18 protein-coding genes are annotated in these 18,888 nt (G+C 47.6%); 3 read left to right on the forward strand and 15 right to left on the reverse strand.

The genetic code is table 11. The features are described from left to right. Positions 1-230: hypothetical protein (locus tag ACIQZ3_RS05115; protein ID WP_397390970.1), on the forward strand; the 230-nt coding region annotated here is incomplete at its 5' end. 7 nt (positions 231-237) lie between these two features. Here the strand turns inward: ACIQZ3_RS05115 and arsB are convergent. From arsB to scpB, 14 genes are all read right to left on the reverse strand, one after another. After that, the gene (arsB, locus tag ACIQZ3_RS05120; RefSeq protein WP_397390972.1) at positions 238-1,281 is read right to left on the reverse strand and encodes an ACR3 family arsenite efflux transporter; all 1,044 of its coding nucleotides are present in this window, start codon (positions 1,279-1,281) and stop codon (positions 238-240) included. 8 nt (positions 1,282-1,289) lie between these two features. After that, positions 1,290-1,769: an arsenate reductase ArsC gene (locus tag ACIQZ3_RS05125; RefSeq protein WP_397390974.1), complete on the reverse strand. Its 480-nt coding sequence runs from the start codon at positions 1,767-1,769 to the stop codon at positions 1,290-1,292. Further along, positions 1,766-2,095: an ArsR/SmtB family transcription factor gene (locus ACIQZ3_RS05130; protein ID WP_397390976.1), complete on the reverse strand. Its 330-nt coding sequence runs from the start codon at positions 2,093-2,095 to the stop codon at positions 1,766-1,768. The genes ACIQZ3_RS05125 and ACIQZ3_RS05130 overlap by 4 nt, the downstream gene beginning before the upstream one ends. A gap of 61 nt (positions 2,096-2,156) precedes the next feature. Then, positions 2,157-2,573 (reverse strand): type II toxin-antitoxin system VapC family toxin, encoded by a 417-nt coding sequence (locus tag ACIQZ3_RS05135; RefSeq protein WP_397390978.1) that lies wholly within the window; start codon positions 2,571-2,573, stop codon positions 2,157-2,159. Continuing rightward, positions 2,573-2,827 carry a type II toxin-antitoxin system Phd/YefM family antitoxin gene (locus tag ACIQZ3_RS05140; protein WP_397390980.1) on the reverse strand — a complete coding sequence of 85 codons (255 nt, stop codon included), beginning with the start codon at positions 2,825-2,827 and terminating at the stop codon, positions 2,573-2,575. Before ACIQZ3_RS05140 ends, ACIQZ3_RS05135 begins: the two co-directional genes overlap by 1 nt. An 82-nt stretch (positions 2,828-2,909) precedes the next feature. Beyond that, positions 2,910-5,273 carry a Tex family protein gene (locus ACIQZ3_RS05145; RefSeq protein WP_397390982.1) on the reverse strand — a complete coding sequence of 788 codons (2,364 nt, stop codon included), beginning with the start codon at positions 5,271-5,273 and terminating at the stop codon, positions 2,910-2,912. 99 nt (positions 5,274-5,372) lie between these two features. Beyond that, the gene (gene typA, locus ACIQZ3_RS05150; RefSeq protein WP_397390984.1) at positions 5,373-7,190 is read right to left on the reverse strand and encodes a translational GTPase TypA; all 1,818 of its coding nucleotides are present in this window, start codon (positions 7,188-7,190) and stop codon (positions 5,373-5,375) included. A 53-nt stretch (positions 7,191-7,243) separates the two neighbouring features. Further along, on the reverse strand, positions 7,244-8,155 hold the full coding sequence (truB, locus tag ACIQZ3_RS05155) for a tRNA pseudouridine(55) synthase TruB (RefSeq protein WP_397390986.1): 912 nt from the start codon (positions 8,153-8,155) through the stop codon (positions 7,244-7,246). Between the two features lie 6 nt (positions 8,156-8,161). Then, positions 8,162-8,530 (reverse strand): 30S ribosome-binding factor RbfA, encoded by a 369-nt coding sequence (rbfA, locus tag ACIQZ3_RS05160; protein WP_015420788.1) that lies wholly within the window; start codon positions 8,528-8,530, stop codon positions 8,162-8,164. 14 nt (positions 8,531-8,544) lie between these two features. After that, complete coding sequence (gene infB / locus ACIQZ3_RS05165; protein WP_397390988.1) at positions 8,545-11,337, reverse strand: translation initiation factor IF-2; 2,793 nt, start codon at positions 11,335-11,337, stop codon at positions 8,545-8,547. A gap of 13 nt (positions 11,338-11,350) precedes the next feature. Then, on the reverse strand, positions 11,351-12,832 hold the full coding sequence (gene nusA / locus ACIQZ3_RS05170) for a transcription termination factor NusA (protein ID WP_397390990.1): 1,482 nt from the start codon (positions 12,830-12,832) through the stop codon (positions 11,351-11,353). Further along, on the reverse strand, positions 12,829-13,320 hold the full coding sequence (rimP, locus tag ACIQZ3_RS05175) for a ribosome maturation factor RimP (RefSeq protein ID WP_216226224.1): 492 nt from the start codon (positions 13,318-13,320) through the stop codon (positions 12,829-12,831). The genes nusA and rimP overlap by 4 nt, the downstream gene beginning before the upstream one ends. 173 nt (positions 13,321-13,493) lie before the next feature. Continuing rightward, positions 13,494-15,224: a 23S rRNA pseudouridine(2605) synthase RluB gene (rluB, locus tag ACIQZ3_RS05180; protein WP_397390992.1), complete on the reverse strand. Its 1,731-nt coding sequence runs from the start codon at positions 15,222-15,224 to the stop codon at positions 13,494-13,496. Between the two features lie 6 nt (positions 15,225-15,230). Beyond that, positions 15,231-15,986, reverse strand: a complete 756-nt coding sequence (gene scpB / locus ACIQZ3_RS05185) for an SMC-Scp complex subunit ScpB (protein ID WP_397390994.1) — start codon at positions 15,984-15,986, stop codon at positions 15,231-15,233. Positions 15,987-16,189: 203 nt separating this feature from the next. Between scpB and ACIQZ3_RS05190 the strand changes: the two genes are divergently transcribed. Continuing rightward, the gene (locus ACIQZ3_RS05190; RefSeq protein WP_397390996.1) at positions 16,190-17,104 is read left to right on the forward strand and encodes a patatin-like phospholipase family protein; all 915 of its coding nucleotides are present in this window, start codon (positions 16,190-16,192) and stop codon (positions 17,102-17,104) included. A 57-nt stretch (positions 17,105-17,161) separates the two neighbouring features. Next, positions 17,162-18,118: a hypothetical protein gene (locus ACIQZ3_RS05195; RefSeq protein WP_397390998.1), complete on the forward strand. Its 957-nt coding sequence runs from the start codon at positions 17,162-17,164 to the stop codon at positions 18,116-18,118. Position 18,119: 1 nt separating this feature from the next. Here ACIQZ3_RS05195 and ACIQZ3_RS05200 read toward each other — a convergent pair whose 3' ends face one another. Next, a complete protein-coding gene (locus ACIQZ3_RS05200; protein ID WP_397391000.1) occupies positions 18,120-18,803 on the reverse strand; it encodes a C40 family peptidase in 684 nt (227 codons plus the stop codon). Between the last annotated feature and the right edge of the window lie 85 nt (positions 18,804-18,888).

Consider the following 18,888-nt stretch of genomic DNA (forward strand, 5'->3'; position numbering starts at 1 on the left):
TTTTGCTTCTCTTATTTGCCCCTGGAATTTTTGCCGTGTACTGGCTGATTCGTCTGCAGATATGCCTATCTAGAGCTCGTTATCTAGTGGATACCTATGGCATGGATCGCAAAAAATTACGCAAGTTATCTTGCGGGGAGCTCAAGAAGCTGAGAACATCCATTGATGAACTCAGGCATACGAGTGACGCCTTTGGCTTAGAGGCACTGGTTAGACCTTATAGGGCGTAAGCAAGGCTTATTTTGTGTAATAACGCTCTTTAAACCAGAGCGCCACAGTTACCAAGCCAATCATGATAGGCACCTCTACTAGAGGACCTATAACTGCAGCAAAGGCAGCGCCTGAATTGATCCCAAATACCGCAATAGCGACAGCAATAGCTAGCTCAAAGTTATTGCTAGAGGCTGTAAATGAGAGTGTGCAGCAGCGCTTGTAGTCAATACCCACTCTGCCTGTCACAAAGAATGTCAGCAAGAACATGATGAGGAAAAATACTAGCAGTGGAATGGCAATAGTGAGCACATCCATTGGCAAACTCAGAATGAATTTTCCCTTTAAGCTAAACATCACCACGATAGTGAATAGCAAAGCAATCAAAGTGAGCTTACCAATACGCGGTACAAACTGCTCGTGATACCGATCTTTGGAGATGAATTTCAACATCACCACCCGAGTCAAGATACCTGCAATGCAAGGTACACCTAGGTAGATAAAAACACTCTCCGCAATCTGCCCCATGCTCACATTGACATTAGAGGCAGCTAGGCCAAAGTAAGGTGGCAGAACAGTGAGAAAGAAATACGCATAGACACTAAAGAACAGAACCTGAAAGATGGCATTAAATGCCACTATGCCAGCCGCATACTCTGTTGAGCCTTTTGCTAAATCATTCCAAACAATTACCATCGCGATACAAGGCGCTATACCAATCAGAATCAAACCTGCCATATATTCAGGTTGATCTGGGACAAAGGTAATCGCCAAAAAGAACATTAATGTTGGGGCAACAATCCAGTTCATCAACAAAGAAATAAGGAAAATACGCTTGTCCTTAAAAACATCTGGCAAATCCTCGTAACGCACTTTGGCAAACGGCGGGTACATCATTAAGATTAGGCCAATAGCGATTGGAATATTTGTTGTTCCTACCTGAAAGGAGTTAATAAACCCCTCAATGCCAGGCATGAAGTGGCCCAGTCCAATGCCAAAGGCCATTGCAGCAAAGATCCATACCGTGAGATAACGATCTAGAAAGGAGAGTTTTTTAGTTAAGGTGTTCATGCTTTGACCTAGATTGATGTATGGATTGCTTTAAGGGTCATTGAGTCTAATTTCTCTAGAGGCATGCTAGCCAAGATATCGATCCGCTTCTTGAGACCATTCATCACGGTATTAAAGGCTGCTCGTTTTTCTAGATTATTGCCCTGCACTTGAGAGGGATCAGGAAAGCCCCAATGTGCCGTAGCCGGTTGACCTGGCCAGAATGGGCAAACCTCACCAGCGGCATTGTCACAAACCGTGATGATGAAATCCATTTTCGGCGCATTAGATTCGCCAAATACGTCCCAACTTTTTGACTTCAGTAGAGTGCGATCCATTCCTAACTCCACTGCAATGTCTGCAGCGATCGGATTGACACTCGCACCTGGAGTAGATCCAGCTGAATAACCTACAAACTTGCCACTCGGGTGAGTGGATGCCAAAGCCTCACCCAAGATAGAACGTGCGGAATTATGAGTACACAGAAAAAGGATGTTGTAGGTTTTCATAGGGCTTTGGATTTCTTGGGAGATTTGGTAGGGGTGCAGGGTCGACCACCGCAACAGTTATCCAACAGAAATGCGCTTAAGTCTTGTACTAAAGATGCATTGGGACGGTAGATTAGATTACGACTTTGGCGCTCGACAAGCAGCAGATTAGCTAGAACCAACTCCTTTAAGTGGAAGCTCAGAGTCGCATTAGGAATGCCTAGCTTTTCAATGATGTCGCCCGGAGTTAAACCAAGCTCACCGCGCTGAACGATTAACCGAAAGATATTGAGACGGGACTCCTGCCCCAAGGCTAAAAAGGCGGAAATAGCATTAGCATTTTTCATATTTCCAATTATATGGAAATATATGACAAATTAATGACAAAGCAAACATCAAATTAAGGGCTTACCGCCAAGGATTAAACATCTTCACACCAGAGTGACTGAAATCAGAAATATTTCTCGTCACAATTGTCATGCGATGCTCAATTGCAGTGGCAGCAATCATGGCATCCCTTTCGGATTTAGGGTTTGGGACGTGAAGGCTTGCACATCGTTGTGCAACTGGCAAATCAACGGGCAATATCCTTTCTGAGAAAGCTGGCAGAACATGTTTACTCAGCCACTTTCTTAGGACTTGCCCCTGTTTTTTATCCCTTCTTTCGACTTGCAAGACTCCAATCTCTAACTCTAGGATTGATATAGCCGAAAGAAACATGAGCTCAGGGTCAGTTTCCTCAGCCCACTCTTGAACATTTGAATTAATTTGACCGCTTCCCAGTTTTCTAAATTCTGAAACTACGTTTGTATCAAGCAAATACATTAAAGAAGATCCGAAATTGGCCTTGTCAGGCTAGATATTTTCGCAGGTTCAAAATCAATTTCTCCAGCGCCCTTCATACCCACAAGATCTAAGATGTTTTTCTTTTTTCCAGTCACGCGTTGATACTCTGTGAATGTCATCAAGACATGCGCAGGCCTACCCCGATCGGTGATAAAAACAGGGCCCGCTTCTGTAGCTTTTTTTACCCGACCAGTATCCTGATTAAATTCTCGGCTCGAAAAGGTAGTAATCATCTAACCCTCCAATAAAATATTGCTAATGTATAAATGTTACTACATTATTGATGGGAGGCCAAATAACCACCCTAGGTATGAGTTAACCCTTTAATTTACGCAAAGCTTCAGCCATCGCATTGTTCATTGGGGGTACAGATCTTCTATCTTCCTGAGGCTTTCTGGCTTCTGGATTTCTTGGAGCGCCTGGGCGATTTGCCCTTTGTTCTGGCTTTGCGCCTGGAGTTGATTTAGGCGCCTCATCTGATAGTCGCATGGTCAACGCAATACGCTTGCGCTTCTCATCCACCTCTAGCACTTTGACCTTAACAACCTGCCCTGCTTTGACTACAGTGTGCGGATCTTTAACAAAGGTATTGGCTAGCGCGGAAATATGAACCAGGCCATCTTGATGGACGCCAATATCTACGAATGCGCCGAAGGCTGCAACGTTAGTCACAACACCTTCCAAAATCATATCGGCCTTAAGGTCGCTGATTTTTTCTACACCATCTTTAAAGGTTGCCGTTGTGAACTCAGGACGTGGATCACGGCCTGGCTTTTCTAATTCTTTGATGATGTCGGTAACCGTAGGAACGCCAAACTTCGCATCGGCATACTTTTCTGGGATGAGGCCTTTCAAAATAGTTACATCACCAATAACTTCTTTGACGCCCTTCTTAATGTCTTTCAGAATCTTCTCTACCAAAGGATAGGATTCTGGATGGACTGCTGATGCATCTAAAGGATCTTTGCCGTTCATGATGCGCAAGAATCCAGCGGCCTGCTCAAAGGTCTTATCGCCTAAGCGTGGCACGCTACGTAAATCCGCCCGCGTCTGAAAGGCACCATTGCTATCTCGGTAAGTCACAATGCCTTCTGCAACGGTGCTGCTCAGACCTGAAACCCTTGCCAGCAAAGGCGCTGAAGCCGTGTTGACGTCTACACCAACCGCATTAACGCAATCTTCAACGACTGCCACCAATGATTTAGCAAGCTGGGTCTGCATCACATCATGCTGATACTGACCGACACCAATCGACTTCGGGTCAATCTTCACCAATTCCGCTAAAGGATCTTGCAATCTTCTGGCAATCGATACTGCTCCGCGTAAAGATACATCCATGCCGGGTAATTCTTTTGAGGCGTACTCAGAAGCTGAATAAACCGATGCGCCTGCTTCTGAGACTACGATCTTGGTGAGCTTGAGCTCAGGCTTGGCTTTAATTAAATCTTGCGCCAACTTATCCGTCTCACGTGAGGCTGTACCGTTACCGATTGAAATTAAGGTCGCCTGGTGTTTCTCGGCCAATTTCGCAAGGGTATGCAATGAACCGTCCCAATCATTCTTTGGCTGGTGGGGGTAAATCACATCCGTATCTACTACCTTGCCAGTAGCATCCACAACAGCAACCTTCACACCTGTTCTCATGCCAGGGTCTAGGCCAATGGTGACCTTTGGTCCTGCTGGTGCGGCTAGTAAAAGGGCCTTTAAATTACGAGCGAAGACATTAATTGCCTCAGTCTCAGAACGCTCACGCAAAGCGCTCATCAACTCTGACTCCAAATGCATGGAGCACTTAATGCGCCAAGTCCAACGCACTGTCTCTGCTAACCATTGGTCTGCAGGGCGACCTTCATTCTTAATCTTGAATTGGTTAGCAATGCGGGATTCACAGGGATTGTGGGGTGCATCCCATTTCGGCTTTTCTGCTTCAGTATCGAGACGTAAATTAACCATCAACATTTGTTCACGGCGACCTCTAAATAATGCCAAGGCACGATGTGACGGAATTGCGGAGACGGGCTCCGAGTAGTCAAAGTAGTCGGCGAACTTCTCGCCCTCTTGCTCTTTACCAGCGATAACCTTGGATTCCACAACGCCATGCTCTTGCAAATAGGTTCTCAGTGATTGCACTAAACCAGCGTCTTCTGCAAAGCGCTCCATCAAAATCTGACGGGCGCCTTCAAGAGCAGCTTTGGTATCAACCACGCCAGGGTTCTCACCCTGGTCGGATGTAAATGCTTCTTTAAGATATTTGACAGCCTCCACTTCTGGATCGAGTGTGGGATTTGCCAATAAATCATTTGCCAGGGGCTCTAATCCAGCCTCTAAGGCTATTTGGGCTTTAGTCCGACGCTTGAGCTTATAAGGGAGATAGAGATCTTCTAGGCGCGTCTTATCCTCAGCCAACATAATGGCTTTAAGTAACTCAGGGGTCATCTTGCCCTGCTCTTCAATGGAAGAAACAATCGCCTTGCGTCGCTCTTCCAGCTCACGCAAATACCCTAGACGGTCTTCTAGTAAACGCAGCTGCGTATCATCCAAGCCGCCTGTCGCCTCTTTACGATAACGCGCAATAAAAGGAACTGTTGCGCCCTCATCCATTAGCGCTATAGCGGCAGCTACTTGAGCGGGTTTAGCGGATAACTCTTGGGCAAGGCGTTGTTCAATTGATGGCAGCATGAAATAAATAATTTACTAAGGTTTTAAAAGAATTGGCATGAAGGAAAAATAAGAGCCACCCAAAGGTGACCCTTATTTACCAACTGAAGAGCTCCGCAATTACTCGCGGGAAGCTTTCTTACGGTCATGCTCTTTCAAATGACGCTTACGGATACGGACGCTTTTCGGCGTGACTTCAACCAACTCATCATCACTAATGAATTCAACGGCATACTCCAAAGTCAAATCAATTGGTGTCACCAAACGAACTGCTTCGTCAGTACCTGAAGAACGCACGTTGGTTAATTGCTTACCCTTAATCGGATTCACAACTAAGTCGTTATCACGACTATGAATACCAATCACCATACCTTCGTAAACAGGGTCACCATGTTTTACGAACATACGACCGCGATCTTGTAGTTTCCAAATAGCGTAAGCAACTGCTTCGCCATCGTCTTGGCTAATCAATACGCCGTTATGGCGCTCACCCAAGATGCCATCTTTTGCAGGCGCATAAGAATCAAACGTATGGCTCATCAAACCGTTACCGCGAGTCATAGTCATGAAATCGCCTTGGAAGCCGATCAGGCCACGTGCAGGAATACGGTACTCAAGACGTGTGCGACCCTTACCGTCACTCACCATATCCTGCAATTCACCCTTACGCTTACCCAAGTCTTCCATCACAGAACCTTGAGTAGCATCTTCTACGTCAACCGTTAAGTTCTCGTATGGCTCCATCTTGACGCCATTCTCTTCGTGGAACACTACGCGTGGACGGGAAACCGCCATCTCATAGCCTTCACGACGCATGGTTTCAACCAAAATCGTCAAATGCAACTCGCCGCGGCCGGATACTTCAAATACAGTATCGTCATCAGTCTCACGAACACGCAAGGCCATATTGGCCTTCAATTCACGATCTAAACGCTCACGAATTTGGCGGCTAGTAACAAACTTACCTTCACGGCCGGCCAATGGGCTAGTGTTCACCATGAAGTTCATGGTTAAAGTAGGCTCATCGATCTTGAGCATTGGCAATGCATCTGGTTTATCTACTGCGCAAACCGTTGTACCAATTGCCAACTCTTCAATACCGTTAATTAGAGCGATATCACCAGCAACTGCCTCGTCAACGATTTCGCGTTCGAGACCTTTAAATTTCAATACTTGGTTGATGCGACCTTTAAATGGCACGCCATCAGGACCGTTCATACAAACCACTTCCATGCCTGACTTCACGCGACCACGGCTAATACGGCCAACACCAATTTTACCGACATAGCTGTTGTAATCGATTGAAGAAATCTGGAATTGCAAAGGACCATCTGGATCGTCATCACGCACAGGTACGTATTTCAATACAGCGTCAAACAATGGGCGCATATCGCCTTCACGAACATCTTCTGATGTTCCTGCATAGCCATTCAAACCTGAGGCGTAAATGATTGGGAAGTCGAGCTGCTCTTCTGTAGCGCCAAGCTTGTCAAACAATTCAAAAGTAGCATTGATCACGTAGTCGCAACGTGCGCCTGGACGATCAACTTTGTTAATCACTACGATTGGCTTCAAACCAAGAGCCAAGGCTTTCTTAGTCACAAAGCGTGTTTGTGGCATTGGGCCTTCAACCGCATCAACCAAGAGCAAAACACCGTCAACCATGGAGAGCACACGCTCTACTTCACCACCGAAGTCGGCGTGTCCTGGTGTGTCTACGATGTTGATATGTGTGCCGTCATATTCAACCGCACAGTTTTTGGACAAAATAGTAATGCCACGCTCTTTTTCCAAGTCGTTTGAGTCCATGACGCGTTCGGTCATTTTTTCATTGGAACGGAATGTGCCTGATTGGCGTAAGAGTTGGTCAACCAAAGTAGTTTTACCGTGGTCAACGTGGGCGATGATGGCGATATTACGAAGTGCGCGTTTAGTCATGTGAAGCTTCTGAAGTTAAGAATAAGGTTAATAAATAAAGGGATTGAATGTATTTAATGTGCTGAAGAAATCAAACGCTTGGGATGCAATACCCCGGAGCGCCAATCACCGGTACCAATAAAGTTATGAGGTGCAGCAGTTGCGCGATAGATGCGTACTAGCGCTTCTATCGAAGGTAAATTTAGTGGGACTCGTTGACCCATCTCCAAGCGTTTTGCTTGTTGCTCATCCACAGTTAAGTGTGGCAATGTTTGCAAGAGTGCGTCGACAGGCAAGATGTAGCTTGAGCTATCTTGCAAGCCCTTCTGAATAGATTCAATTGTGAAAGACTGTTCGAGATTGAGGTGACCCACCTCTGTGCGGCGCAAACCAACCAAATGGGCGCCACAACCTAATGATTTGCCAATATCTTCCGCCAACACGCGGATATAGGTGCCTTTACTACAGCTCACCTCTAAAGTGGCTTCTGGCCAATTGATATTGGTCCAACGAATTGCATGAATCGTAATATCTCGTGGAGCACGCTCTAACTCAACACCTGCACGAGCGTACTCGTACAAAGGTTTGCCATCGCGTTTGAGGGCGGAATACATTGGCGGAACCTGACTAATCGGACCAGTAAAGACTGGTAATAAAGCATCTAATGCGGCTTTGATAGCAGCTTCATCAGCAAATGCAGGTACTGATAGCTCTTCAATAACTAAACCTTCAGCATCACCAGTATCAGTACGCTGACCGAATTTCACTTGAGCGATATAGGTTTTATCGGCCTCCAATAAATCCTGAGAGTACTTAGTCGCTTCACCCAAGCAAATCGGGAGTAGGCCAGTAGCCATTGGATCTAGCGTGCCGGTGTGCCCTGCTTTTTCCGCATTGAACGCACGCTTCACGGCAGTGACTGCACCTTGCGAGCTCATGCCCGCAGGTTTATCAAGCAAGACAACACCGTCGATACGTACAGGCATAGCTATTTACGCGTTCTCGTCTTTGCGATCACTATCCACCGCTTGATCAATTAAGCGAGACATTTCTATGCCGTGCTCAACAGAACTGTCGTAGTGGAAATGCAGGGTTGGTACAGTGTGAATATGCAAACGCTTAAACAATAAAGAATGCAAATAGCCCGCCTTATCCTGTAAGGCTTTCAATGCAACCTCAGGCTCAGCGCCTAAGACAGTAAAGAAGACTTTTGCATGCGCCAAATCTGGTGTGAGCTCAATGCTTTGCAAGGTAATCAAACCTAGGCTTGGGCTACGCAATTCACGAGGAATCAGTTCGGCCAGGTCTCGCTGAATTTGATCGGCGAGACGCTGGTTACGATGTGGACTAGTTTTATGCATTAGCTAAGTAACTCTTAGAGTGTTCTGGCAACTTCAGTAACTTCAAATGCTTCCAGTTGGTCGCCCTCTTTGATGTCGTTGTAGCCTTTTAATGACAGACCACACTCAACACCAGCACGAACTTCTTTTGCATCATCTTTGAAGCGCTTTAGAGAATCCAACTCACCAGTCCAGATCACCACGTTTTCACGCAAGAGACGAACGCTTGAGGCGCGCTTAACAACACCATCAAGTACCAAGCAGCCAGCAATTGCGCCAACTTTAGATACCAAGAAGACTTGACGAATCTCCACCATGCCGGTGATTTCTTCTTTCTTGTCTGGTGTTAGCATGCCGCTTAAGGCCGCTTTCACTTCATCAACCGCGTCATAAATAATGTTGTGATATCGAATATCTACACCATTGTTCTCAGCCAACTTACGTGCCGCACCATCTGCACGAGAGTTAAAGCCAATAATGACCGCCTTAGAAGCAACTGCTAAGTTCACGTCAGTCTCAGTAATGCCACCCACAGCTGCGTGAACAATCTGAACCTTCACCTCCGCAGTAGAAAGCTTTTGCAATGACTGTGACAAAGCTTCTTGAGAGCCTTGAACGTCGGCCTTAATAATGAGAGGCAACAACTTGACTTCAACCGCACCCTCTTCCATATTTTCCATCATGGTTTCGAGCTTGAATGCCTGCTGTTTAGCCAACTTCACATCGCGGAACTTACCTTGACGGAAGAGTGCGATCTCACGAGCTTTACGCTCATCAGGAACCACTTGCACTGACTCACCAGCTGCAGGAACTTCGGATAAACCTTGGATCTCCACGGGAATAGAAGGGCCGGCTTCGTTGCATGGCTTGCCGTTTTCATCCAACATCGCACGAACGCGACCGTAGGTTGAGCCCGCCAACAACATATCGCCACGCTTAAGCGTGCCAGACTGAACCAAAATAGTAGCAACAGGACCGCGACCTTTATCCAAACGCGCCTCAATAACGAGACCTTGCGCAGGAGCATCTTTCGCTGCCTTGAGTTCCAAAATTTCTGCTTGCAAGAGTACGTTCTCAAGCAAGGCATCAATGCCGTCACCTGTTTTAGCAGAGACGCCAATAAATGGCACATCACCACCATACTCTTCTGGAACTACTTGCTCAGCAACCAACTCAGTTTTAACGCGCTCTAAGTTCGCTTCAGGTTTATCAATCTTATTAATTGCTACAACAATTGGAACGCCACCCGCTACTGCGTGAGCAATCGCTTCTTTCGTTTGTGGCATCACACCGTCATCGGCTGCAACAACCAAGATCACGATATCCGTTGCCTTGGCACCGCGAGCACGCATGGCCGTAAAGGCTTCGTGTCCCGGAGTATCGAGAAAGGTAATCATGCCGCGTGGCGTTTCAACGTGATAAGCGCCAATATGCTGAGTAATACCACCGGCTTCGCCAGTAGCAACCTTAGCAGCACGAATCTTATCGAGCAAAGATGTTTTACCGTGGTCAACGTGACCCATCACCGTAACCACTGGTGGACGCGGTAACAGCTCTGCATCATGGCCAACAATACCAAGATCTAAATCTGGATCATCTAACTTAGCAGCATGAGCGGTATGACCCATTTCTTCTACGATGATCATTGCAGTATCTTGATCCAAGATCTGGTTAATCGTTACCATCTGGCCCATACCCATCAAGAGCTTAATTACTTCTGCGCTCTTAACTGCCATTGCATGAGCTAACTCAGCAACAGTGATGGTTTCTGGAACATGAACATCACGAACAACGGGTTCTGTTGGAACCTGGAAGTTAGTGTCGACGTTGGCTTCAGCAATTTGACGCTGCTTTCTTCTACCGCCACCAGAACGCCAACCATTTACGCCACCAGAGCTATCGCCGCGAGTCTTGATACCACCAGGCTTCTTGGCACCTTCTTCTTGCCAAGTAGATGAAGTCTCAGCAGACTTAATTGTTTTGCCGCCAACCTTAGCAACTACTTTTTTCTTATCATCGGCACCCTCAACCTTCGCAGGCTTATGCAGGGTACCTTTTTTAGCCTCTTCAGCAGCAATTTCACTTGGTGCCTTGAGAACACGTGCGGGCGCACTCATCATGTCACGAATCGCTAAAGCCTCAGCTTCAGCAGCGGCACGACGTTTTGTAATATCAGCTAACTGCGCCTTATTGGCATCAGCAATATCTTTGGCGGCTTTATCAGCTTGCGCTTTACTGTCAGCAGCTTTTGCAGCGGCTGCCAAAGCAAGAGCGGCATCGTCTTCCGACGCAACAGCTTTCTCGGCAACAGGCTTAGCAACATTTGCAGCAGCCAAAGCTTCAACTTCTTTTTGACGGGCATCTTCTGCCGCCTTCATTTCCGCTTCTTGACGAGCCAATAACTCGGCTTGACGAGTTGCTTCAGCTGCGCGTTTTTCTAACTCTTCAGCAGAAAGGATTGGTTTAGCAAGCTCTACAGGAGCAACTTCTTGAGCCACTGGAGCTGGAGTATCTTCAGGAGCTTTATCTCCCGCTTTAACTAGGACGCGCTTTTTACGAACCTCAACCTGAACGGTACGAGTGCGTCCGGCAGAGTCTGCCTGACGAATCTCGGAGTTTTCGCGCTTGATCAAGGTAATCTTTTTACGACTGCCCGTATCGGCACTACCATGCTCTTTTTGCAAATGCCCAAGCAGGACAGTCTTGTCCTTTTCGGTAATGCTGTCGTCCTCAGAACCTTTTTCGATACCGGCCGCCTTCAATTGCTCCAGAAGGTCTGGCGCGGTACGTTTTAATTCTTTAGCGAGTACTTTTACTGTTGTTGCCATGCACTACTTCCTCTCATGAAGTAAACCAATGTTCGCGCGCTTTCATGATGAGCGTTTTCGCGGTTTCTTCGTCAATTTGTGTCGCCTCAACTAGCTCATCAACAGCCAGTTCAGCTAAGTCGTCACGTGTGTGAACTTGATTGTCAGCAAGCTTGGCAACCAACTCAGTAGTCATTCCCTCGAGGGAGCGTAAATCTTGTGAGACTTCGCCAACGCGCTCTTCTTTAGCCAATTCCATGGTCAAGAGGGAGTCACGCGCACGAGTACGCAATTCATTTACCGTGTCTTCGTCGAAAGAATCGATTTCCAACATTTCAGAGAGAGGTACATAAGCAACCTCTTCCAATGTGTTGAAACCTTCTTCAATCAAAATGTCAGCAACTTCTTGGTCAACGTCCAATTTATCCATGAACAATTGACGTACAGAAGCGGCTTCTTTTTCTGTTTTCTCAGCAGACTCTTCTGGAGTCATGATGTTGATTTGCCAACCAGTCAATTCACTAGCTAGGCGAACATTCTGTCCGCTACGGCCAATCGCGATTGCCAAGTTTTCTTCATCAACCACCACATCCATGGCGTGACGCTCTTCGTCAACCACGATAGAGGAGACTTGAGCTGGAGCCAAAGCGCCAATTACAAACTGCGCTGGATCTTCAGACCACAACACAATGTCCACCGCTTCGCCAGCCACTTCGTTACGCACTGCAGTAACGCGTGTGCCACGAACGCCAACGCAAGTACCGATTGGGTCAATGCGCTTGTCATAAGTAATCACGGCAATTTTTGCGCGGATACCAGGGTCACGAGCTGCGCCCTTAATTTCTAACAAACCTTGCTCCATCTCTGGAACTTCGTTCTCAAACAACTTGATCAAGAAATCAGGGCAAGTACGTGAGAGTTCGATCTGTGGGCCACGCGCTTCACGATCTACTTTCAGAATGTAAGCGCGAACACGGTCACCAGAACGGAGGTTCTCTTTTGGAATCATTTGGTCGCGGCGCAACAATGCTTCGACACGGCCAGACTCAATAATCAAACCATTCTTATCGGCACGCTTCACGGTACCGGTCATGACTTTTTCGCCACGCTCAAGGTAGTCATTCAAAATCTGCTCGCGCTCAGCATCACGAATACGCTGCAAGATCACTTGCTTAGCGGCTTGTGCGCCGATACGGCCAAAGGCTAAAGATTCGATTTGCTCTTCGATGAACTCACCAACTTCCATATCAGGAAATTGCTCGAGTGCTTCGAAATGGAGGATTTCTTTATCCGGCTCTTGGAGACCCGCTTCATCAGGAACAACCAACCAGCGACGGAAGGTTTCGTATTCACCAGACTCGCGATCAATCGATACACGAATATCCACATCTTCTGTTGGGTAACGTTTCTTAGTGGCTGATGCCAACGCCACTTCCAGCGCTTCAAACACAATCGCTTGATCTACGTTCTTTTCACGCGCTAAGGCGTCTGCCAACATGAGAACTTCTCGGCTCATGACTTTCTTCCTTTGAAATCAATAACAGGGACCAACCGAGTCTTGTCGACCTCGGCTAAAGAAAACTCCAATTGAGATTCAGTGCCGTCAGCACCTTCAAACAACAAACCAAATTTCGCATCAGGCGAATCCAACTCGCCGCTCAGCAAACCTTGCAACACACCACGAAACTTCTTGCGATCGCCAGCAGCAACACGCAACTTCAAATCCACCTCCATTCCGGAAAAGCGCTCGTAATCAGCCGCTGACTTCACAGGGCGATCCAGCCCAGGAGAGGAAATCTCTAGACGCTCAAAGGGAATGTTTTCCACTGGCAAGGTGTAGCTCAGTTGGTGACTTACCTTTTCGCAATCCTGGACATTAATCAAGCGCTCGTAATCCGGGTTTTCAATCGTGACGCGCAGCAAACCTCCGGCTTCACGCTCGATATCGACTAGCGTGTACCCTAGGTTTTCTACTTCTGCAGAAATAATCCGCTGATCTTTCACGAACACCCTTCAATCCAAAACGGCAAAAAAAAATGGGCTTCAAAGCCCATATTCTCGAAATTCAGAACAGGCCGACTTACGTTGATCGCAACATCAGTCGGTAACAACTCAAAACAGCAGCGAAATGCTGTAAGACCGAAATTATAGCCGATTTAGAGGAAAACTCATCAAAATCAGAAGCTTTCGCTTGGATTTCGGGGTTTTCTAGCGCCTTTATTGAAAGGTTTGCGCCCTTTCGGTGCTGCCCGTTTAGGGCCATTTCCTGGACTTTGAGGACTTGCCGTCACAAAAGCAGACTGTCCATGATGGACTTTCTTGCCTTTATTGCGGTTTTGGCCTTGGCCACCTGCACCTGGACGACCGCCCTGGGTGCGACCCCGGAAAGGACCTCGACCTTCGCCAGAACCACCGCCACCAGGCTTGCCAACCCTACCCTGATGGGTTAGAGCGCCATGGCCACTGGCCTGGGTTAAAGCATCCCGTGAGCCCCAGTAAGAAACCGAGGTTTGCATTGGATCTGGCTGAAAGTCCTCACTAGCAGGGGAATGGCGATCGCGACCTTGCGCATTCGGATTGCGACCCTTATCTTGTGGCTGCGGCATTTTTAAGCCTGCAAACTTCATTAAGTTATAGATACCGCCAGCCTCAATCTCTTCCCACTTACCCCGTCTCAAACGGGGAGGCAACAAGAAAATGCCGTAACGCGTACGAATCAAGCGAGAGACAACATGCCCGACTGCTTCAAACATGCGGCGCACCTCACGGTTACGGCCTTCAGTCAAGGCAACGTGGTACCAACGGTTTGCACCTTCCCCACCGCCCATGGAAAGACGTAAGAATTTGGCTTGGCCGTCATCTAAGGTAATACCACTCTTTAATTGAGTCATATTTTCTTGACTCAAATCGCCCAGAATACGGACAGCATATTCACGCTCAACACCGTAACGAGGATGCATCAAGCGATTGGCTAACTCGCCAGAAGTGGTGAACAACAAAAGACCTTCAGTATTAAAGTCCAAACGCCCTACCGCAATCCAGCGTCCTTGGCGTGGCTTTGGTAGGCGATCAAATACGGTTGGACGACCTTCAGGATCGGACTGGCTGACGATTTCGCCAGAAGGCTTGTGATACATGATCACGCGTGGTGGCTTAGTCTGAATCTTGCGATGCACTGGCTTGCCGTTAATACGCACCTGATCAGTCGGCCCAATACGTTGACCAATATGGGCTGGCAATCCATTCACGGATACCCGGCCTTGAATAATCAGGTCTTCCATATCGCGGCGCGAACCCATACCGACATCAGCCAACACCTTATGCAACTTCACAGTATCTTCGTCGTCAGCGTCGTCGTCTAAACCATCTAAGTCTGACCAAACCTCATCACGCAAGCTAAGCGGCAAATCATCGATGTTTGCAAATTGCAAACTACTCATCTCATCGTCGCTAGGCGTATCCGCATCCTCATCATGACGCACACGTTGTGCACGACGCTCAGCACCAGTCTGATGAGAAATCTCATTCTCATTTAAGCCATCAGGATTTTTAACTTCAACGACTTCAGGCGCATCTAATGCCGCATCAAACTCACCAGAAACTACTGACGCAAACAAAGCTTCGCTCTCAGCCGGATTGGGTGCGAGCTTAGCGGATGCATTATTACCACCCTCACGCTGACCACCGGACTCACCACCCTCGCGACGAGGCCGGTCTTTATTAAATGGACCCTTCTTATTGAAGGGGTGCTTGCTAGCGCCTGCGCCTTGGCGGCGTGGACGACGTTGACCGCCCTCGCGCCCTTCACCCTTCGCACCTTCTGCAGGATTAGATGCAGACTCAGAACCAGGGGAATTATCCGATTTAGGTTTAATCGGAGATGAATCGTTTTCGTTATGACTTGTCATTAATAATTATTTTTGTTCGCCTGGTTTATCTTCAGACTCTGGAGAAACTTCTTCTTCAGCTTCTTCACTTATCTCTTCGCCGATTACATCATCAGCAATCTCTTCGCTGATAGATTCTTCATTTGTTAGCTCTTCGTCTACTGATTGAATGATCGGCTGGCCGCTTTCATCTAACTCAATGACTGTTTCAACCGTCGCGCTTGGATCAAACTCCATTACCGCTTGACCTAAATGCTCTGCCGCAGCCATTGGTGCAGCATCTTCCAACATTGGCAAGCTTTGCAAATTCGTGAGGCTCAAGTCATCTAGAAATTGTTTGGTAGTTGCGTATAAACCTGGTCGACCAACAGTCTCTTTGTGGCCAATGACCTCAACCCAACCGCGATCCTCTAACTGTTTCATCACATTACTACTCACTGCAACACCACGAATCTCTTCGATTTCACCGCGAGTCACTGGTTGACGGTAAGCAATAATCGCCAAGGTCTCCATCACTGCACGAGAATACTTTGGCGGCTTTTCTGGAGTCAAACGATCAAGATACTCGCGCATCGCTAAACGGCTTTGGAAACGCCAGCCAGTTGCAATGTGCACCAACTCCATGCCTTTGTCTTCCCAGGCTTTTTGAAGCTCTAATAGAACATCATCAATTTCGCCAGCGGCAATGTCTTCGGCAAATAAGCGCGTCAGATCAGCAACGGTGAGTGGTTCTTGCGCGCACAAGAGGGCTGTTTCAATTACGCGTTTATTGTGATCATCCATAAAATTCCGGCTATCAGGCTATGGCCTGATGAGGCTATAAAAAATGTATTTCAGTAATCGGTTGGCGGTGTTCTGGTGGCGCTATTTAGCTACTACGGGCAATTCATCTCCGAAAATCTACTTGGGAGAGCTGCCCATGCTGAAACGAAGTCTTTTTCGCTCACCGTTTGGCCATTATAAGGGAGGCTCAATACAATAGCCACATGCACGAAAATACAGCCCTACCCCTAGACTTATCCCCTAAAACAGACTCAAGACGCCGATTTCTGGGCTTAGGTCTTGGTTTGGGGGCTCTGATTGGAGGCTCAAACCTCGCCGGATGCAGCGTAATGGGCAGTCGCAAGCCAATTGTCGGCTTAGTCTTGGGAGCGGGAGCAGCTAGGGGCTTTGCCCACATAGGGATCATCAAGGTATTAGAGGCTCAAGGCATTCAACCCGATATCGTGGTGGGAAGTAGTGCCGGCAGTGTTATTGCTGCATTACTCGCATCCGGCGCTACTGGCAATGAACTAAACCGACTTGCCTTAAATCTTGATGAAGCAACTATTGCCGACTGGGGACTTCCTTTTGTAGGGAGATTTGGCGGTCTCCTCAAAGGAGATGCTCTGCAAAACATGGTCAATCGTGAAGTGCGAAATAAATCGATCGAGCAAATGCGCATTCCCTTGGGAATTGTGGCAACTGAATTGCAATCCGGCAAAGGCGCTCTATTCCGCTCCGGCAACACTGGTCTAGCGGTACGAGCCTCCTGCAGTGTTCCAGGCGTATTTCAGCCGGCCGTTATTAGCGGCAAAGAATATATTGATGGTGGCCTGGTAGCGCCAGTTCCCGTCAGCTATGCAAGGCAAATGGGCGCGACACTTGTAATTGCCGTCAATATCTCTTCAGAGCCAGCCCATCAAGATGCGAGCGGCACATTTGGCGTTATACAACAGACAATATCCATCATGCAGCGAAGTATTAATCAGTACGAACTCAAAAGTGCCGATATTGTGATTACCCCCTATCTCAAGCAAATGAGTAGTGGTGACTTCAAATCCAGAAATGCGGCAATCCTCGCTGGCGAAGTGGCAGCCCAAGAGCAGATGGCTGCCTTGAAAGAAAAACTTCGAGGCTAGCTCTCAGGCTAACTTCCCAAGTGGAAGCGATTGATTTAGGATTCAGTGCAATTGTTTATGAAATCCATCCCCACTCTACTTAAAATTTTGCTCGTGCTGATACTCGGCACGCAAGCACATCATGTTTATGCGCAGAGTGGCCAATTCTCTGCGGGGGCAAACAACTACCTCAAGAAGCGCACTGATGCTTTCATGACCATCACGGGTTACTCACTCACCCCGGATGTCACTACGGGATCACTATCGATCACCGACAAAGGTGGAAATAACCCAAACCTACAAATGATTTCTCTTGGGGGAGGCGATCGCATTAGCGCCAACTTCCCACTCTATCTTGAAGGGACAATTGCCGTTAATCGCTATAACCCAACGTTTACCGATGGTATTGGCAGCACTAGCGTTACAGTACCCGTTCATTGGAATGGCATTACAGGAACAGGCGGCATTGGCTGGGGCTTCCCGCTAACGGATAACTTACGGATTCGTCCAATTGCCAACATCATGCTTGGTCACGTTGAGAGCGATCTCTCAATTGCAGGTCGCTATATTCAAAATAATACCGGCGCAGATTTGCAGTTTTTAAACAAAGGGCGCATGAACGCCTATGGCGCTGGTGGCTCACTGATGCTGGACTATGAGGACTACAAACCCGAACGTGAATACGATGTCGAAATGCGCTATACCAATATCTCCATCAATACCTTTGATAGCTCCGCCGCAGTTCAGGGTTCCGCAGATTCACAAAGCTTAGGCCTGTGGGCTCGTGCCAGATACCCTACTCCTCTAACGGTATTGGAGAAACCTTTACGAGCTGTCTTTGAGGTGGCACATACTGAGTTTTTGGGTCAGCTCCGCGGCGCACTTGGGTTTGACTCACTTTCCTCTGTAGGCACGGGAGTAGAAATTGATCGGAGCGCCTCAGACCCCATGTTTAGCAGGGTGCGCTTGGTATTTCGGTATCAGTTTGGACAGAGCGTCCGAGGCACTTCTATTGGTCTAGCGGCAAGCTTCTAAATTAGAGACTGCGAGATTTGCGCTTGAGTTTATTCACTTCATTTAACAACTCTTGACGCTCTGTATCGCCCAAGTTGTCGCTGCCGTCCAATCGGCGAGCACCATCGAAACGTTTATCCCAATAGAGGCTACCAAGATCATCAACGCGCACGCTAGTGCCTTTAGATGGGGAGTGAATAAATTTATTGTCGCCAACATAAATGCCGACATGAGAAAACGTTAAGCGCATGGTGTTGAAAAATACTAAGTCACCAGGTTGTAATTCTTCGCGAGTAATAGGCTTGCCGACACGACTCATTTGAGTGGATTTACGTGGCAATAAAAAACCCAACTTGTCTTTGAAGACATAGCCAACAAAACTGCTACCGTCTAGACCGGATTGAGGCAACTCCGCATCCCAGCGATAACGCACGCCAATTACTTCCATAGCGCGGTTAATCAATTCATCCGATTTACCAGTAACTGAATCTGCGAAGCGATCTGATACGCGAGCAAAGTATGACTTACCCGCTTGGAACATACTTTCTTTAGGCGTTTCTTTAACCAACTCAACAGGGGCATCTTTTGCAGCCTCAGGAGTAGCGTCGACTGCCATTGCCGGACTCATGGCAAGAATCAATGCAGTCAGCGCAGCCAATGGCATGTGCTTCGCCATGCGTGGCAGGAGGTCTTTTTGAAAGGACATTCCTCTATTCTAACAAATAAGGCCTATTTCACCAACTGCTAGCCCAAGGGCTAACTCGTTGTTTTGAATGGAGTATTTCATATTG

It is taken from the genome of Polynucleobacter sp., assembly GCF_044342855.1.
Taxonomy (GTDB): Bacteria; Pseudomonadota; Gammaproteobacteria; order Burkholderiales; family Burkholderiaceae; genus Polynucleobacter.

Coding starts and splice junctions, on each gene's coding strand:
- arsB (WP_397390972.1), bottom strand. CDS start 1,281: ATGAACACCTTAACTAAAAAACTCTCCTTTCTAGATCGTTATCTCACG.
- ACIQZ3_RS05125 (WP_397390974.1), bottom strand. CDS start 1,769: ATGAAAACCTACAACATCCTTTTTCTGTGTACTCATAATTCCGCACGT.
- ACIQZ3_RS05130 (WP_397390976.1), bottom strand. CDS start 2,095: ATGAAAAATGCTAATGCTATTTCCGCCTTTTTAGCCTTGGGGCAGGAG.
- ACIQZ3_RS05135 (WP_397390978.1), bottom strand. CDS start 2,573: ATGTATTTGCTTGATACAAACGTAGTTTCAGAATTTAGAAAACTGGGA.
- ACIQZ3_RS05140 (WP_397390980.1), bottom strand. CDS start 2,827: ATGATTACTACCTTTTCGAGCCGAGAATTTAATCAGGATACTGGTCGG.
- ACIQZ3_RS05145 (WP_397390982.1), bottom strand. CDS start 5,273: ATGCTGCCATCAATTGAACAACGCCTTGCCCAAGAGTTATCCGCTAAA.
- typA (WP_397390984.1), bottom strand. CDS start 7,190: ATGACTAAACGCGCACTTCGTAATATCGCCATCATCGCCCACGTTGAC.
- truB (WP_397390986.1), bottom strand. CDS start 8,155: ATGCCTGTACGTATCGACGGTGTTGTCTTGCTTGATAAACCTGCGGGC.
- rbfA (WP_015420788.1), bottom strand. CDS start 8,530: ATGCATAAAACTAGTCCACATCGTAACCAGCGTCTCGCCGATCAAATT.
- infB (WP_397390988.1), bottom strand. CDS start 11,337: ATGGCAACAACAGTAAAAGTACTCGCTAAAGAATTAAAACGTACCGCG.
- nusA (WP_397390990.1), bottom strand. CDS start 12,832: ATGAGCCGAGAAGTTCTCATGTTGGCAGACGCCTTAGCGCGTGAAAAG.
- rluB (WP_397390992.1), bottom strand. CDS start 15,224: ATGACAAGTCATAACGAAAACGATTCATCTCCGATTAAACCTAAATCG.
- scpB (WP_397390994.1), bottom strand. CDS start 15,986: ATGGATGATCACAATAAACGCGTAATTGAAACAGCCCTCTTGTGCGCG.
- ACIQZ3_RS05190 (WP_397390996.1), top strand. CDS start 16,190: ATGCACGAAAATACAGCCCTACCCCTAGACTTATCCCCTAAAACAGAC.
- ACIQZ3_RS05195 (WP_397390998.1), top strand. CDS start 17,162: ATGAAATCCATCCCCACTCTACTTAAAATTTTGCTCGTGCTGATACTC.
- ACIQZ3_RS05200 (WP_397391000.1), bottom strand. CDS start 18,803: ATGTCCTTTCAAAAAGACCTCCTGCCACGCATGGCGAAGCACATGCCA.